Below are 17,088 nucleotides of genomic sequence, written 5' to 3' on the forward strand. Positions count from 1 at the left end.
TCATAAACCTTTGTCTTTTAATTGAATCGGTAAATTAATGGTAATTTTGACACCACCTAATGGTGACGGTGCTGCGGAAATTGTCCCATGGTGAGCCTCAACAATATTATAGCAAATGGCCAACCCTAAACCTGAACCGCCACTGGCGCGATTACGAGAACCTTCGGCACGGTAAAAACGTTCAAATAAATGTTGGCATTGCTCAGCAGTCAGCCCCGGGGCGCTATCTTGCCAAATTATACTGAGCTGGTTGTGGTCTTGTGTGACTTGAATGGCAATTTTACCTTGTGGGTCCGTATAGCGTAAGCTGTTTTCCATTAAGTTATAGAATAACTGAGTGATGCGGTCAGGGTCTGCAAACACGTTGCCTTGTGCAATAAATTGCCGTTCAACTGAAAGTTGTTGGTCTTCTAACCGCCAGCGAGCTTGGCCTATCGCCATTTCAATTAAAGGAATGATATCGGTAAGTTGCATACGGTAGACCAAAGAACCTCTATCCGATAACGAGAGCTGGTGGAGGTCATTAACCAGCTTAATTAAAGTTTGGGTTTCATTCAGTAGGGAATTGATTGTTTCGGGAGTGGCTTGCCGGACGCCATCTTGCACCGCTTCTAATTCGCCTCGCAGAACTGACAACGGCGTGCGGAGCTCATGGGAAATATCCGCCATATAATCACGCCGCATTTGTTCGTTTTTTTCAAGGGTAGAGGCCAGATGGTTAAAATCTTTAGCCAGTTGCCCAAGTTCATCGCGGCCAGACTCAGGAACCCGCGTGGCAAAATCACCATTGGCGAGCCGGTTAGTGCCTTCGAGTAACCGCTTGATGGGTTTCAAAAAACTACGGGCAAGGAACAATGTGGCAATCAGAGCCACAAATAAAGACAGCCCAGCGATGATCCAACTGGTATACATTTGTTTGGTATCAAAACGGCGGTCAAGGGCGCTGCTGATTCCCGTTTCATAGCTGGCAACGAGCCAACCGACGGTTTCGCCATTGCTAGTAACAATAGGCTCACGGAGAACTTTGCTCGGTAGGGGCGTGTCTTGCCCGAAAATTAGCCGGTCTTGTGTATCATAAACCCAAAAAATGGTTCGCCAGCGCTGTCGCATCGGGCCACGATGCTGTTGATGTTCTACAGAGCGCAGAATGCGAAAGAAAATGCGATCATTACCAATCAAAAACCGCCAATTGCCCATTTCTTCATATTGTTCCGCAAGGGCGGAAGAAACCTGCTCAACGCGTTGTTGGTCATTTTCTTTAATATAGTCAATAAAGCCATGTTGAAAACTCATGCGCACCCCTTGGTGCATAATTAGCACTAGCAATAAGCATGTCGCAAAAATAGCTAAAAAAAGCCGAGTACTAACGCTATTTAACCTAAGCTTCATGGTTATTCTCCACAATCTTATGCGTTAATGACTTTTTGCGCTGCCAACGTTGCCTTAAGCTATCAAAACTTAAATACACAACAGGAGTGGTAAATAAAGTCAGCAATTGGCTCATTATTAAGCCACCGACAATGGTGATCCCGAGAGGTTGACGTAGTTCTGCTCCATCACCACTACCTAACATTAACGGTAACGCACCAAAAATGGCGGCGAGTGTCGTCATTAAAATAGGGCGAAAACGTAATAAACTGGCACGGAAAATGGCTTCTTGAGCGGTTAAACCCGCTGTTCTTTGTGCTTGAATAGCAAAATCCACCATAATAATGGCGTTCTTCTTGACGATCCCAATTAATAGCATGACGCCGATTAAAGCGATTAAACTAAATGGTGTGTCAAATAACTCAAGGGCTAATAATGCACCGACACCAGCAGAAGGCAAAGTTGATAAAATTGTCAGTGGGTGAATATAACTTTCATATAGAATCCCAAGGACTAAATAGACAGTCACAATAGCGGCTAAAATCAAAAATAATTGTGATTGCAAAGTTTCTTGGAATATTTGTGCCGTTCCTGCAAAAGACCCTCGCACTGTAGATGGCACGCCAAGCGCAGTCATGGTTTTTTCTATTTCGACGATGGCATCATTTAAGGTATAACCGTCAGCGACATTAAATGCGATAGTGGATGAAGCTGATAGCCCCTGGTGGTTCACGCTTAATGGCGCATTCGCTGGCTGCCAACGAGCAAAATAAGACAGCGGGATAGCATCGCCATCTTTATTGATAACAAACATTTTGTCGAGGGAACTGACATCTTGCGTATATTCAGGAGCAACTTCCATCACTACTTTATATTGGTTCATCGCTTCATAAATGGTGGAAACTTGGCGTTGGCCAAATGCGTTGTTAAGCAAACTGTTAGCTTCACGGACATCGATACCTAGCTGGGCCATTAAGTCCCTATCGTAGGTGATCGCCATTTCTGCGCCTTTGTCTTCCTTATCTGAGTTCACATCTGTCAGCTGTGGCAATTCACCGAGTGCTTTACGAATGGCGGGTTCCCAATCACGCAATGCAGAAAGCTCATCCGCAAGCAGTGTAAACTGATAGCTGGCATTGGCTTGTCGACCTCCCACACGAATATCTTGTACTGGCATCATGAACAGGTTAGCCCCTGGCTCATTGGCTAATTTCATGCGTAACCGATTAATGACTTCAGCTGAACTTTCAGTACGTTCACCCAGTGGTTTTAATGAGATATACATAAAACCGCTGTTTACCCGGCTACCGCCAGTAAAACCGGTGACATTATCCGTCGCTGGGTCGGCTTTAACTTGCTGCATAAAACGGGTCATTTTTTCTTTCATTGACTGGAATGAAATACTTTGGTCTGCGCGAACAAAGCCCAGCACACGGCCGGTATCTTGTTCAGGAAAGAAAGTTTTCGGAACGGTAATATACAGATAAACGTTTAAGCCGATTGTGGCAAATAGCACCGCGAGAACACTACGGCGATGTTCGAGTACCCATTTTAAAGCGATGCCATAACTTTCTTGCAAGCGCAGCAACACACGTCCAAACCCGCGATGTTTGGCTTTGACGTTGCGAGGGCGTTTCTTCAGTAAGTAAGCACACATCATAGGGGTGAGCGTTAATGAGATCACCAAAGAAATACCGATAGCGGTTGCAAGGGTAATGGCAAATTCGCGGAATAAACGGCCGACCAGTCCATCCATAAGCAGTAGCGGAATAAAAACAGCCACTAAGGAAATACTCATGGAAACGACGGTAAAGCCGACTTCATGCACGCCTTTAACCGCCGCAATAAACGGTTTTTTACCATTTTCGATATGACGCGAGATATTTTCTAATACGACAATGGCATCATCAACCACAAAGCCCGTCGCAACCGTTAATGCCATCAATGACAAGTTATTTAAACTAAAGCCACATAAATACATGGCCGTAAAAGTCCCAATCAATGAGACAGGGACAGCAACGGCAGGGATCAAAGTAGCGCGACCTGAACGTAAGAACAGCAGCACCACGAGGATCACCAAGGCAACGGCAATCAGTAGAGCACGTTCCACTTCGGCTAGAGACGCGCGGATGGTCGGTGTTCTGTCTTGTGCCACTTTTAAATCAATAGCGGCAGGGATCATGTCATTGAATTCAGGCAATTCAGCACGAATACGGTTCACTGTTTCAATAATATTGGCGCCAGCTTCACGACGAATGACAATCAAAATAGCCGGTTTACCGTCTGCCATACCGGCAGCGCGTACGTTTTCAATGGAATCTTTAACATTGGCGACATCGCTGAGCTTTACAGCATTGCCTTGGCTGTAATGAACAATAATTGGTCGATAATCGGCTGCTTTTTTTAACTCATCATTAGTCTGTACTTGATAACGTTTTTCGTCATCATTGATATAGCCTTGCGGTTGGCGAACGTTAGCACTACTAATGGCTGAGCGCACGGCATCAAGGGAAACCCCTTGGTTAAATAGGGCGGTTGGGTTGAGCTCAACCCGTACGGCAGGGAGCGAGCCGCCACCAACTGAAACTTCACTAACCCCTTCAATTTGCGCAATTCGCTGGGCTAAACGGGTAGATGCAATATCATAAATTTCGCCAGTACCCATGGTCTCTGAGGTCATGGTTAAAATCATAATTGGCGCATCAGACGGATTAGACTTGTAATAACGTGGACGGCTTGGCATACCGCTGGGCAGCAGGTTTTGCGCCGCATTAATCGCAGCTTGCACTTCCCGAGCCGCGTTATTAATGTCTTTGTCGAGATTAAACTCAAGGGTAATAGTGGTTCGCCCAAGCGCACTGCTTGAGGTCATTTCGCTGATCCCAGCAATACTGCCTAAAGAGCGTTCAAGAGGTGTCGCAACGGAGGACGCCATGGTTTCGGGTGACGCCCCGGGAAGTGACGCTGTCACGTTAATCACAGGGTAATCTACTTGAGGCAACGGAGAAACCGGTAAAAATAGAAAGCTCAGGGCACCACACAAAGTAATCGCAACGCTAATCAGCGTCGTTGCTACCGGGCGGCTAATAAATAGAGCAAAGAAGCGCTTCATTATGACACCTGTGCCTTCTTCGCTTGGCGACGGTCTTTAAAGTAATGAGAAAGACGGTCGAACAATAAGTAAATAACCGGTGTGGTAAATAAGGTGAGGATTTGGCTCATAATTAAGCCACCAACCATACAAATTCCTAATGGTTGGCGTAATTCTGCACCGACACCTGTACTTAGCATTAATGGCAAGGCTCCTAGTAATGCCGCCATGGTGGTCATTAAAATTGGGCGAAAACGCAGTAGGCAAGCTTGGTAGATGGCATCATAAGGGGACATTCCCTGTTCACGCTCTGCAGCAAGGGCAAAGTCAATCATCATAATGGCGTTCTTTTTCACGATACCAATTAATAAGATGATGCCGATGACTGCAATAACATCAAGGTCTTTTCCTGCCATCATTAAAGCAAGTAATGCGCCAACCCCCGCAGTCGGTAAGGTAGATAAAATCGTAATCGGGTGGATAAAGCTCTCATATAAAATGCCTAATACGATATACATCGCCACAATTGCGGCTGCAATTAACCAGATAGTGCTGCTTAGTGCAGCTTCAAAGGCTAAAGTCGCCCCTTGGAATTGTGTGGTAATGGATTTTGGCATAGCAATTTGTGATTCGGCCAATTTCACGGCATTGACGGCAGACTCAAGCGAAGCGCCATTCGCCACATTAAACGAGAATGTCACCGCGGGAAATTGGTCGAGGTGATTAATGGCTAATGGCCCATTACCTTCTTGAATATTTACCAAGGTGCTTAGTGGCACAATGGCTCCATCAGTGCCTTTTAGACGAATATCATTCAGCGCATCCATACCATCACGGGTTTGTGTGTCATGTTCTAATATCACACGATATTGATTTGACTGTGTGTATATGGTTGAAACCATTCGCTGCCCAAATGCATTATATAAAGCGTTATCAATGGCTGACATTGTGATACCAAAACGGCTTGCGGTATCACGGTTAACATTCACATAGGCGACTAGCCCTTTATTTTGCCAATCACTACTGACATCCGTGAGTTCAGGTTGTTGTTCTAGGGCTTCTAACAAGCGTGGAACCCAAGTGGTTAATTCCTCTAGTGAACCTGCCTGTAACGTAAATTGATACTGTGTGCGTGCAACTTGCGTATCGATGGTGAGATCTTGCATAGGCTGCAAATATAAATTCACCCCGGCAATGTTATCCACGGATTGCTGTAGACGGTCAATAATCGCCACCACTCTATCTTCACGCTCATCAAGGGGCTTTAAGGTAATTTGGAGACGCGCGTTGTTTAATGTTGGGTTGCTACCATCAACCCCCACATAAGTGGTGACATTATCAACCGCAGGGTCTGCCAATAATTTTGACGCGACTTCCTGTTGCTTTTGCGCCATGGCCGCAAAAGAAATAGATTGACGGCTTTCAATTGACCCTTGAATAATTCCACTGTCTTGCAAAGGGAAAAACCCTTTTGGGATCCACATATACAGCAAAACAGTCAGCACCATGGTGCCTAGCGCCACAGAAAGCGTTAACCATTGGTGATTAAGAATACGTTTTAACCAAATTGCGTATCCAGCAACCATACGGTCAAAGAAACGCTCACACGCTAGTTCAAAACGGTTATGTTTATGTTGCGACTCTGGTTTTAATAAACGCGCACACATCATTGGCGTTAACGTCAAAGAGACGACAGCGGAGATCAAAATAGCCACGGCTAGGGTAATGGCAAATTCGCGGAATAACCGGCCGACAATATCCCCCATAAATAACAGCGGGATTAATACTGCAACTAAAGAAAAGGTGAGGGAGATAATGGTAAACCCGATTTCACCCGCCCCTTTGAGTGCAGCGACCAGAGGCTTATCGCCTTTTTCTAAGTAGCGGGAAATATTTTCAATCACCACTATTGCATCATCGACCACAAAACCTGTGGCGATGGTTAATGCCATTAGGGTGAGGTTATTGACAGAAAAACCACAAAAATACATGACTGCAAAGGTACCAACGAGGGACAGCGGCACGGCAATGCCCGGTATTAAGGTGGCAATTCCATTGCGTAAAAACAAATAAATCACCATCACAACGAGGGCGATAGCTAACATTAACTCAAACTGTACATCATTAACGGACGCTCGAATAGTACTGGTTCTATCGGTTAAAATATCGACATTAACCGATTTAGGTAAGCTTTCAATTAATTCGGGTAACAGCGTACGAATGGTATCTGTGGTTTCAATGACGTTAGCACCGGGCTGCCGCTGCACATTGATCACAATCGCCTGTTCATTATTTGCCCATGCCCCTAAATAGGCATTTTCGGCACCTTGTGCAATCGTTGCAATATCGCCTAAACGCACAGGCGCACCATTTTGGAAGGCCACAATAAGCTGACGATAGTCGTCAAGTGACTTCATTTGGTCGTTAGCAGAAAGCGTCACTGCTCGCGTTGGCCCATCGAAACTCCCTTTTGCGGAGTTGACGTTAGCATTGTTGATGGCTAGGCGGATGGTTTCGCTATCCAGCCCTTTGGCTGCCATGGCTTGTGGGTTTAAATTCACGCGAACAGCAGGGCGTTGACCACCGGCTAAGGTGACTAAACCCACTCCATTAACTTGGGATATTTTCTGGGCAATTCGCGTTTCAATAATATCCTGTACCTGCGTTAATGGCATCGCATCAGAGGTGACCGCTAAGGTGAGTACAGGCGGGTCAGCAGGGTTTACCTTATTATAAATCGGAGGATAGGGTAAATCCGAAGGCAGTAAACTACTGGCGGAATTAATCGCTGCTTGGACTTCTTGTTCGGCAACCTCTAGAGGCAACGTTAATTGGAACATCAGTGTTATAACTGATGCTCCTCCTGAACTTTGCGATGACATCTGTTTAAGACCCGACATTTGCCCAAACTGGGTTTCCAAAGGCGCAGTCACTGCAGAGGTCATCACATCGGGGCTGGCTCCCGGGTAAAGGGTAACAACTTGAATCGTCGGATAATCGACTTCGGGCAGGGCTGAAACAGGTAAGAAGCGATAGCCGATGATCCCTGCAAGTAATATAGCCACCATGAATAATGTGGTAGCCACAGGGCGCAAAATAAATAAACGAGAAGGCCCACCGCCTTTTAACATTTCAGGCTGCATTACGCTTTCTCCGCGCTATTGGCTTTACCTTTGCGGGGCTCTTTTTTGGCGATGCTTTCAGCGGTAACGACTTCGACAGTTGTGCCATCGGTGAGTTTATCAACACCATCGGTGATGACTTTGGTATTTGCTGCGAGCCCACTTTCAATAACGACTTGTTGGCTATCTTGCATCCCCACGGTCACATTGTGTTTGCTGACTTTATTATCATCACTCAATACCCAAACATAATGACCTTCATTGCCCATTTGCAGTGCAGCGGTTGGGATCACCACGGCATTTTGCAGCGTTTCAACTTGCATTTTTACGTTAACAAATTGATTAGGGAAAAGTTTTTCTTCTTCATTGGTAAAGCGCGCTTTTATTTTAAGAGTGCCGGTCGCAGCATCAATTTGGTTATCAGTACTGAGTAGCTCACCGCTTGCGATTAGCGCGATATTGTTTCTGTCCCAAGCTTCAATCAATACTTTTTCACCGGAAGATTGTGCTTGCTGGATCGCGGGAATATCACCTTCAGGTAAAGCAAACAAGACATCTGCGGGTTGAGTTTGTGTGATAACAACAAGAGGGGTTGAGGTTCCTGAAGAGATAAAGTTTCCGACATCAACTTGTTTTAAACCAACCCGCCCTGAGATGGGGGCAGTAATTTTACTGTAGGTTAATTGCAGTTTGGCATTATCAACAGCCGCTTGGTCGACTTTAATACTGCCTTGTGCCTGTAATACTGCCGCTTTTTGGTTATCTAGCTCTTGTTGCGAAATCACTTTAGTGCCAGCAAGCTTTTGATAACGCGCTAAATCTAATTGCGCATTAGCTAACGTTGCTTTGTCTTTAGCTAATTGCCCCTCAGCTTGTGATAGCTGAACTTCAAATGGGCGAGGGTCAATCTGTGCCAATAAATCTCCCTTATTGACATATTGCCCTTCGGTAAAATACAGCTGCATTAACTGGCCTTCAACACGGCTGGTTACAGTGACAACATTTGCCGCTTGCACTGTGCCTAAGCCTGATAAAAATCGTGGAACGACTTTTTGTTCAGCAACGGCAAACTGCACAGGGGCTAACACACGTGGTGGGCGGCCCATCGCGCTTCGCTGTGAGTTTGGTTTTGCTACGGTGCCAGTAGATTGTGTATCTGATTGTTTTTCTTGATGATAAAAGTACCAAGAAACGCCAGCTACCGCAATAATGGCAATAAAAATGGCAGAGCGAATAAAAGGTTTACGTTGTTTTTGTTTATTCATTTTGGGTAATTCGCTTAACTCAAAAAAAGTGGATGAGATCCGTCAGGCTGTATACTAAAAAACTAACAAAAAAGAGTCAGTTAGACATATTAGTAGTTTAACGTGATAGGTACAAAGAAAAATGGAGGAAATATGAATAAGTGTCAATTTCTGTACTTGTATACTTCAGTGCTTGTAAAGGGGGAGAGCGGGGGAATAATTTTGTATCAATTAAGATTGCCCCCCGAGTAAATAGGGGGCAATCGATTTTATAAACTAGAAGCTTTTAAGACCGCAGATTTTTCGTTTGAAGACTCTGAATTGACAGTCCAACCTTTCCAAGATAGAGGAATGAAGGCTACAGCAACCGCTAATAATGAGACGCCAGCGACATAATAGGCAGGTGCCATGTGAGATTGCTGCAACCAAGCACCAGTTAATATTGGTGTTAAACCACCAAAAATTGCATAAGCCACATTGTAAGCGAATGACAGGCCAGAATAGCGAATTTCAGGTGGAAATGCGCGTGTACTGATAATTGGAGTGGTTGCAATCGCGCCAACAAAGAAGCCCATCAAGCCATAGTTAAAAATCAACGTACTCGCCGCAATATCACTGGATAATGATGAATAAAAGTAAATTGCTGTTACGGCTAATCCACCCCATGATAAAGTCATTGAGGTACGAGTTCCGGTTTTATCGCCTAACCAGCCCCAGAAGATACAGCCTAATGTTAAGGTCAATGTCGCCGCGCAGTTAGCTTGCAATGCCACATTCCTATCAATGTTATAGATCCCTTTTAACACCACATCTGGTGTCATCAAAATGGTGACAACGATAGCGGTTGATAATGACCACGTCAGTGCCGCAGTGATCATACAAGCTTGTTTATGAGACTTAATCACGGTTTTGACGGGTAATTCTTGTGACAAGGCCTTTTTGGCTGCCAGTTCTTTGAATATCGGGGTTTCTTGTAAAAAACGACGTAAATACACAGAGATAAACCCAAAAACACCACCAAGAATAAATGGAATACGCCAAGCAAAATCATGAATTTCAGTTGTGGTATAAGAGCGCTCAATGATAATTGCGACGATAGAGCCTAATAAAATACCACCGGTGATCCCAGAAGTCAGTGTACCGACACCTAAACCATAACGTTGTTTTGGTGTATGTTCTGCAATAAATACCCATGCACCTGGCATTTCACCACCAATCGCGGCACCTTGCATAATACGCATTAACAGCAGTAATAATGGAGCAGCAGCGCCAATGGTTTCATAAGTAGGTAAGAAACCAATAACAAACGTTGGGAATGCCATTAAGAAAATACTGAGGGTAAACATTTTCTTGCGGCCAATTTTATCCCCGAAGTGAGCCATGATAATGCCACCAAGAGGGCGAGCAAGGTAACCTGCTGCAAATAGACCCAGTGTTGCCATTAGCGCGAGAAATTCGTTATCCCCTGGGAAAAATAGTTGGGAAATAATTTTTGCGTAAAAAACAAAGATAACGAAGTCATAAAACTCAAGAGTTCCCCCTAAAGAGGATAAGCCTAATGTTTTATAGTCTTCTTTGCCCAAAGGTCTCGCAGAGGGCTGGCTGGCGGTTTGCGGTGTCATTATAGTTTCCTTCTAACTACCTGTAATACTAAATTGCATAAATTCAAAATAATAAGCATTGACTCATAATAATGAGCTAATCATTTTTATTGGTGCAGATAAGAGGTATAAAACGTTGGATGGGTATAACTTAGTTTAATACACAGTATCTTTTTTGCATGTGTATATTTATAGCAGGAAATTCTATATTCTGTAAACCTCAACCCTAAAAACAAGAATGACATTCCAATTAGTTTTGATTTGTTAGCATATTGATTTGGCGTGATGATAAATAACCTTATATGATGTTAATAATATGAATTTTGCAGAATATCGTATATTTAAATTAGTGAGTTATAGTGTTAATTATATTTAATTTAATAAATTCTTACTGAATTATAGTAAGTAAATATTACCTAGATATTATTCGTTATAATTAACTTTATTAATCTAGATAAACTAAATAACTATAAAATCATTTAATTAATAGATAAATAAAAGGGTTGTTTGCGAGATTTTGGTTTTTTAGCTGGGCTTTGCTGTCGGAGGGAGTGTTTTGTAAATTGCACGCGCCTAATCTAAGAGTAGGACGCGTGCAGAGCGAATTTAAACGAGGAATAGAGTGGCTAAGCCAAGGAAAATAAAGAAACCGCCTGTATCTGTGATGGCGGTGATCATCACGCTAGAACCGATAGCAGGGTCCTTGCCCATTTTCAGCATAATGAGTGGAATAAGCACGCCCATAATAGCCGCCATCAGTAGGTTCAAGATCATTGCTAATGTCATGACTGCGCCCATAGCGATATCGCCATAAAGGAAGTAGGTGACGACACCCATAATTCCTCCCCATACAACCCCATTAATAAAGGCGACACCAAGCTCCCTTAACATTAAGAAAGAGAAACTATTGTTTTGTATCTGGTGCAGGGCAATGGCACGAACAATCATGGTAATGGTTTGGTTTCCCGTATTACCGCCAATTCCTGCCACAATAGGCATTAATGTGGCAAGGGCGACTAATTGGGAAATGGTATCTTCAAAGACGCCAATAACACGAGAAGCGACAAAAGCGGTACATAGGTTAATGGCTAGCCATGTCCAACGGGTTTTAACGGCTTGGCCGACAGGGGCGAAAACGTCTTCTTCAGGGCTTAACCCCCCCATACGACGAATACTGTTATCGTTTTCTTCACTAATGTTATCAACGATATCTTCAACCGTCAGGCGGCCCATTAGTAGGCCGTTATTATCAACAACAGCCGCAGAAATTAAGTCATAACGTTCGAACGCACTCGCTGCGTCTTCGCCTTTTTCATCAGGCAAGAAGGTCACTGTGTCAGTCTTCATGACATCGGCCACTATTTTTTCAGGGGATTGCGTTAAAATAGTGGTTAGAGGCAATTCACCTTGTAGATAATTATTGTTATCAACAACGAAAATTTTATCGGTCGCTTCTGGGATCTTGCCTCGTTGGCGTAAATAACGTTGAACTGTTTTTAGCGTCACATTTGGGCGTACGGTGACGAATTCAAAATCCATCATTTGACCGACGCTATCTTTCGCATATTGTAAAACTTCGCGAATACGGCTACGCAGACTAGGTTCTAAATAGGTGAGGAGCCGACGCATGGTGTCACGAGGTAAATGCTCAGCAATATAGGCTTGTTCGTCAACATGCAAGTTGGCAACGGCGCGCAGTAGTTCTCTGTCAGACATATCCTTAATTAGGCTATCCCAAACAGAAACCGAGGCCTCAACTAACACTTCACCACGTTCGTTATTATCAACAAGACGCCATAACGCGAGACGCTCATCATAAGGGAGCATTTCTAAGATATCGGCGATATCCGCAGTGTGTAAATCAAGTAGCAATTCTTTTACAAGACTAATTTTTTCACTAATTGCTTTGTCATCAATACTGACGTGTTGATCATTTTCAACAAGCGCATGGACGAACTCTTCGTCATCTAAAAATAGCGTCAGGATTTGCTGGCGAATATGTGCCAGTTTTTGAGAGTGCGGGTTGACTGTTGGCGCCGCATCGGTTGAGAAAGCAGATTGTGACATTTTAATCCTTAAAGCAATAGCAGCGCAAAAGCGCTTTTTATGAATTCGTCTGCGAGCGGACGAAATTTATTATCATTATTGTCGCCTATTTAAATAATATATCAAATAGTTGAGTCAAATAAGCGGTGATTTTCAAGTCATCAATGATGAATAATAAGAACAAATCACTACAATAATGGCCGCAAATTACTCATTTTCTGCGCAAATAGTTAACGACCAACCGGGAACATCTTCCCAATAGCCACTTTCCTTTTCTAAATCTAATAACATCAATGCATTTTGCACGAGATATTCAGATGGTAAATAGATAGTCCAGTGCCCATCATCCGTTTCTATCCGTAACGAAGAAGGGATTGTTGTAGATTGGCGTTGATTATTTAACAAAATGGCTAGCCGCAAAATTTGGATAAGCGGCATAAATTGTTTTCTTTTAAATAAATTAAATTTAGGGATATCGTCATACTTAATAGCCCTACGATGATTACGTACTAATGTGGCAAGCAATAACTGCTGTTCTTGGTTGAAACCCGGTAAGTTAGTATTTTGCAAAATATAAGCAGAATGGCGGTGCATACCACTATGATTAATACTTAAGCCAACTTCATGGAGCATAACCGCCCATATTAAAATGGATTCTAACTGTGGATTGAGTTGTTTAGGGTTTTGCTGCCCCCATTGGAAATAGAGCTCTTCCATCGTTTTTAATACACGTTTCGCTTGCTCTCTATCAATATTATAATGCTCAGCAAGGCTTAATGCAGTACGTTGACGGATATCTTGGTGGCGGAAGCGGCCTTCCATTTCATATAAAACACCTTCACGTAATGCACCGTCAGATAAACGTAACTCTTTAATTTCTAATGAATCAAAGACGGCAAGTAAAATGGCTAAACCTGGGACAAATACGTGTTTACGTTCATTAGAGAGGCCGAGTATATTTAGTGCGCTAAATGACTTATATTTTAATGCCATTTGCTTGATTTCAATAAGGCGTTCACGGGTGATAATACCGTCTTTATAGCCTAATTCTTGTATTACACTATGAGCAGCTTTGATGGTGCCCGAGGCACCCATCGCGACGTCCCAAGTTTGTTTCTTAAATAAAATCGCAGTGCTTTCTAATTTTAAGCAAGCCCCTAGGTAGGCGCGATTAAAAAATTCAGGGTTGATTTCTTCATTTGGGAAGTAAGTGCGAGCAAAGCTCACACAACCCATACGGCGGCTTTCAATCAAAAGCGGTTCAAACTTTTCACCAATGACTAACTCAGTTGAACCACCACCGATATCAAGTACTAATTTGCGGCCTTTTTCGGGTTGGGTGTGTTCAACGCCCATAAAAATCAATCGAGCCTCTTCTTGGCCTGAAATGATTTCAATAGGATAGGGCATGATTTCTTTAGCGCGTTGCAAAAATAGTTTCACATTCGTTGCGACACGTAATGAGTGTGTGCCAACAATACACACGTTCTCAGGGGAAAATCCTTGTAACCGTTCGGCAAACAACGCGAGGCAGGCAAGGCCCCGTTCCATGGCCTCTTCACTTAATTCATTGGTATCACTTAAGCCATCGGCAAGGTGAACACGTTTTTTCAAACGAGTGAGAACTTGCAATGCACCGTTGACAATACGAGCAATGACCATATGAAAACTATTGGAGCCTAAATCTATAGCCGCAATTTCTTGTGGTCTCGGTGTTGAGGCGTTGGTTATTGGCATATTTTTAAGCTCTTGTATCAGGTGTTTCGATTGATTTTAAATAATCATACACAGCAAGCTGGGCTTGGATTTTTCGTTTATTTCCGCGGGGAACATAATGATTACTTAAATCTTTGTCAACATAACGTGCTTTTACGGTATCGCTAAATTGCAGCTCTAAAATATCCAATACCCGTTGTTTTAAATGCGGGTCGACTAAACTAACGGCAACTTCAATGCGGTAGTCAATATTGCGCGTCATCCAGTCAGCGGAGGAAATAAAGACTTTTTCGTCACCCGCATTGGTGAAAACATAGACACGGTCATGCTCAAGAAAACGGTCAACAATGCTGGTTACTTGAATATTTTCACTATAGCCGACTTGACCCGCCACTAAAGAGCACATTCCTCTGACTAATAAACGAATTTTGACACCTGCATTGGAGGCATCATACAGTTTGTCGGTCAATTCTTTGTCGACTAGATTATTAATTTTTAATGTGATGCCACTCGGCCGTTCAGCGAGTGCATTTTCGATTTCTTGGTCAATTAAGGCCATTAAACGAATCCGTGTATTTTGTGGGGACACCATTAAATTATCGAAAGTCACTGGGCGATAGGGGTTTTCTATAAAACTAAATACCCGACGAACTTCGTTGGTGATCAGCTCATTTGCTGTGAGTAGCGAGTAATCGGTATAAAGCCGAGCGGTTTTTTCATTAAAATTACCCGTACCAATGTGAGCGTAGCGAACGATTTGCCCTTCTTCCATACGCGAGATAATAAACAATTTCGCGTGGATTTTAAGCCCTGGCGCGGAGAAAATAACATGCACGCCAGCTTCGGTTAACCGTTTTGCCCAATGAATATTGGCGGCTTCATCGAATCGAGCTTGTAACTCAACGACCACTGTGACTTTTTTTCCATTATGGGCAGCATGAATGACGGAATCGATAATGCGTGAGTCTTTCGCAACACGGTAAATATTAATTTTTATCGACAATACATTCGGGTCAAAAGACGCTTGGCGCAATAATTCTAAAGTATGTTCAAAGGTATAGTAGGGATAATATAACAGCACATCGCGTTCGCGAATGGCATCGAAACCGTTACGGAAATTATCAAACCAGCGGTGACGCAGCCTTGGTAGTGGCTTGTTTAATAAATTTTTATTTCCCTCATTAGGGAAGTTAATAAAATCTTTAAAGTTGTGATAGCGACCGCCAGCAATCACAGAGTCATCACTGGATAACCCCAGCTTTTCACGTAAAAGAGCAACCATTTCGTCAGGCATATCACGTTGATAGACAAAACGGACGGGCTCTGCGGTTAAACGCTGTTTTAATGTGGACGACATTATCTCAAGTAAGCTCGATTCCATCTCTGTTGCGATGTCATACTCTGCATCACGCGTCATTTTCATCGAATAAGCATTAAGCTTATCGTAATCAAAGAAGCCTTTAAAAATTTCATCCAGTGTATAGCGAAGGATATTATCAATTAGGATCATTGACTTGCGACGCTTTGGCATTTCCGGCGGTAAGTTAACAAACCGAGGCACTTTATCGGATGGAATTTCCAATAGCGCATACTGAATGTGATTGCCATTGATGATTTCAACGGCAAGGTACGTGTAGTCATCTTTTAGAAACTCAACCAGATTGGTGTCAGGATTAATTAATATTGGCGTAATATGCTGGCGCAGGTTCTGCCGGAAATATTGACGTAACCAAATCTGTTGGCGAGGCGAAATTTGACGTTCGTTAATCAAGAATATTTGATTGCGCGCCATTTCTAATAGCAAATCATTATAGAGAATATCGAACTCTTGTTCTTGTTTGGCAACTCTTGACTGAATTCTCTTTAACAAGTGGCGAGCACCGCTTGCCGAACCCCGTTCTTCATTAATTAAAATACGGCGTTTAACGTCGGCGAAGCGGACTTTATAAAACTCGTCTAAATTGTTGGAATAAATACCCAAAAAACGCATTCGCTCAATAAGAGGGTTACGCTTGTCGGCTGCTTCTTGTAAAACACGCTCGTTAAAAGACAGCCAGCTTAACTCTTTTTCATGATAGAGACGTTCTTGGGACATTCTAACTCCATATTAGACTCTTGTTACTTTGTGGCTATGATACCAGCCAGTTAGCTAAATGTGTTGTTTAATTGCTTTATCTTGGGTAATAACACTTTCTGGATTAGCAGATTGCTGTTTCATCGTAAAATATTGCTGCTGAAAAATACACATACGGATAGCGGTGTGATAACGGCCATTGACAAAGAACTCGTCGATCAGTTCGCCTTCAGTATGGAAGCCTAGTTTATTATAAATATGGATAGCTTTGACATTTTCTTTATCAACAATAAGATAAAGTTTATATAAGTTTAGTACAGAAAACGCGTAGTCCATTGCTAATTGCGCAGCGCGACTCGCATAGCCATGCCCTTGATGGCTCGGTGCAATGATAATCTGAAATTCAGAGCGTCGGTGAATATAATCAATCTCTACCAATTCGACTAGGCCCACTTTCTCACTGTCATTTTCAACGATAAAGCGGCGTTCAGACTGGTCATGAATATGTTTATCGTAAAGATCGCTTAATTCAACAAAAGCTTCGTAAGGTTCTTCAAACCAATAACGCATAACACTGGCATTATTATCAAGCTGGTGAATGAATGCTAAATCTTCACGTTCAAGTGGGCGCAACCTAAACGGATGAACTTGCCCGGTTGTCATAAAAATACCTCTATTTAGTTAGGAAAAATGTGTTGTTCTTCGATTACAAGGATAACATTTATTTACGATAAAATAATGACACAGCACAGAGAGATGATCACCTTGTTGAAAAATAATTCATTTTACTTAGGAGGACGCTGTTTAACTCAATACCGTTCTATGT

At 43.0% G+C, this 17,088-nt stretch carries 8 protein-coding genes and 1 pseudogene; all 9 read right to left on the minus strand.

What is annotated here, in order from left to right:
• The 9 genes and pseudogenes from baeS to speG all read right to left on the minus strand — a co-directional run bounded on the left by baeS (position 1) and on the right by speG (position 16,925).
• A complete protein-coding gene (baeS, locus tag PZ638_RS09405; RefSeq protein ID WP_094960476.1) occupies positions 1 to 1,389 on the minus strand; it encodes an envelope stress sensor histidine kinase BaeS in 1,389 nt (462 codons plus the stop codon).
• Positions 1,379 to 4,480, minus strand: coding sequence for a multidrug efflux RND transporter permease subunit MdtC (gene mdtC / locus PZ638_RS09410; protein WP_272674190.1), 3,102 nt, complete (start codon positions 4,478 to 4,480; stop codon positions 1,379 to 1,381). The genes baeS and mdtC overlap by 11 nt, the downstream gene beginning before the upstream one ends.
• A complete protein-coding gene (locus tag PZ638_RS09415; protein ID WP_172767105.1) occupies positions 4,480 to 7,602 on the minus strand; it encodes an MdtB/MuxB family multidrug efflux RND transporter permease subunit in 3,123 nt (1,040 codons plus the stop codon). The genes mdtC and PZ638_RS09415 overlap by 1 nt, the downstream gene beginning before the upstream one ends.
• A complete protein-coding gene (locus PZ638_RS09420; protein WP_094960479.1) occupies positions 7,602 to 8,846 on the minus strand; it encodes an MdtA/MuxA family multidrug efflux RND transporter periplasmic adaptor subunit in 1,245 nt (414 codons plus the stop codon). Before PZ638_RS09420 ends, PZ638_RS09415 begins: the two co-directional genes overlap by 1 nt.
• Positions 8,847 to 9,094: 248 nt before the next feature.
• On the minus strand, positions 9,095 to 10,447 hold the full coding sequence (locus PZ638_RS09425) for an MFS transporter (protein WP_094960480.1): 1,353 nt from the start codon (positions 10,445 to 10,447) through the stop codon (positions 9,095 to 9,097).
• 585 nt (positions 10,448 to 11,032) lie between these two features.
• A pseudogene (gene mgtE / locus PZ638_RS09430) lies at positions 11,033 to 12,304 on the minus strand (magnesium transporter); the annotation flags it as partial.
• Between the two features lie 375 nt (positions 12,305 to 12,679).
• Positions 12,680 to 14,209: an exopolyphosphatase gene (locus PZ638_RS09435; protein WP_094960482.1), complete on the minus strand. Its 1,530-nt coding sequence runs from the start codon at positions 14,207 to 14,209 to the stop codon at positions 12,680 to 12,682.
• A gap of 4 nt (positions 14,210 to 14,213) precedes the next feature.
• Complete coding sequence (gene ppk1 / locus PZ638_RS09440; protein ID WP_004253537.1) at positions 14,214 to 16,283, minus strand: polyphosphate kinase 1; 2,070 nt, start codon at positions 16,281 to 16,283, stop codon at positions 14,214 to 14,216.
• A 54-nt stretch (positions 16,284 to 16,337) separates the two neighbouring features.
• The gene (gene speG, locus PZ638_RS09445; RefSeq protein ID WP_004253538.1) at positions 16,338 to 16,925 is read right to left on the minus strand and encodes a spermidine N1-acetyltransferase; all 588 of its coding nucleotides are present in this window, start codon (positions 16,923 to 16,925) and stop codon (positions 16,338 to 16,340) included.
• Positions 16,926 to 17,088: the final 163 nt, after the last annotated feature.

Source organism: Providencia hangzhouensis, assembly GCF_029193595.2.
GTDB classification, from domain to species: Bacteria; Pseudomonadota; Gammaproteobacteria; order Enterobacterales; family Enterobacteriaceae; genus Providencia; species Providencia hangzhouensis.

Excerpts from the sequence above, each read along its gene's own strand:
- baeS (WP_094960476.1), bottom strand. The coding sequence starts at position 1,389 with ATGAAGCTTAGGTTAAATAGCGTTAGTACTCGGCTTTTTTTAGCTATT.
- mdtC (WP_272674190.1), bottom strand. The coding sequence starts at position 4,480 with ATGAAGCGCTTCTTTGCTCTATTTATTAGCCGCCCGGTAGCAACGACG.
- PZ638_RS09415 (WP_172767105.1), bottom strand. The coding sequence starts at position 7,602 with ATGCAGCCTGAAATGTTAAAAGGCGGTGGGCCTTCTCGTTTATTTATT.
- PZ638_RS09420 (WP_094960479.1), bottom strand. The coding sequence starts at position 8,846 with ATGAATAAACAAAAACAACGTAAACCTTTTATTCGCTCTGCCATTTTT.
- PZ638_RS09425 (WP_094960480.1), bottom strand. The coding sequence starts at position 10,447 with ATGACACCGCAAACCGCCAGCCAGCCCTCTGCGAGACCTTTGGGCAAA.
- PZ638_RS09435 (WP_094960482.1), bottom strand. The coding sequence starts at position 14,209 with ATGCCAATAACCAACGCCTCAACACCGAGACCACAAGAAATTGCGGCT.
- ppk1 (WP_004253537.1), bottom strand. The coding sequence starts at position 16,283 with ATGTCCCAAGAACGTCTCTATCATGAAAAAGAGTTAAGCTGGCTGTCT.
- speG (WP_004253538.1), bottom strand. The coding sequence starts at position 16,925 with ATGACAACCGGGCAAGTTCATCCGTTTAGGTTGCGCCCACTTGAACGT.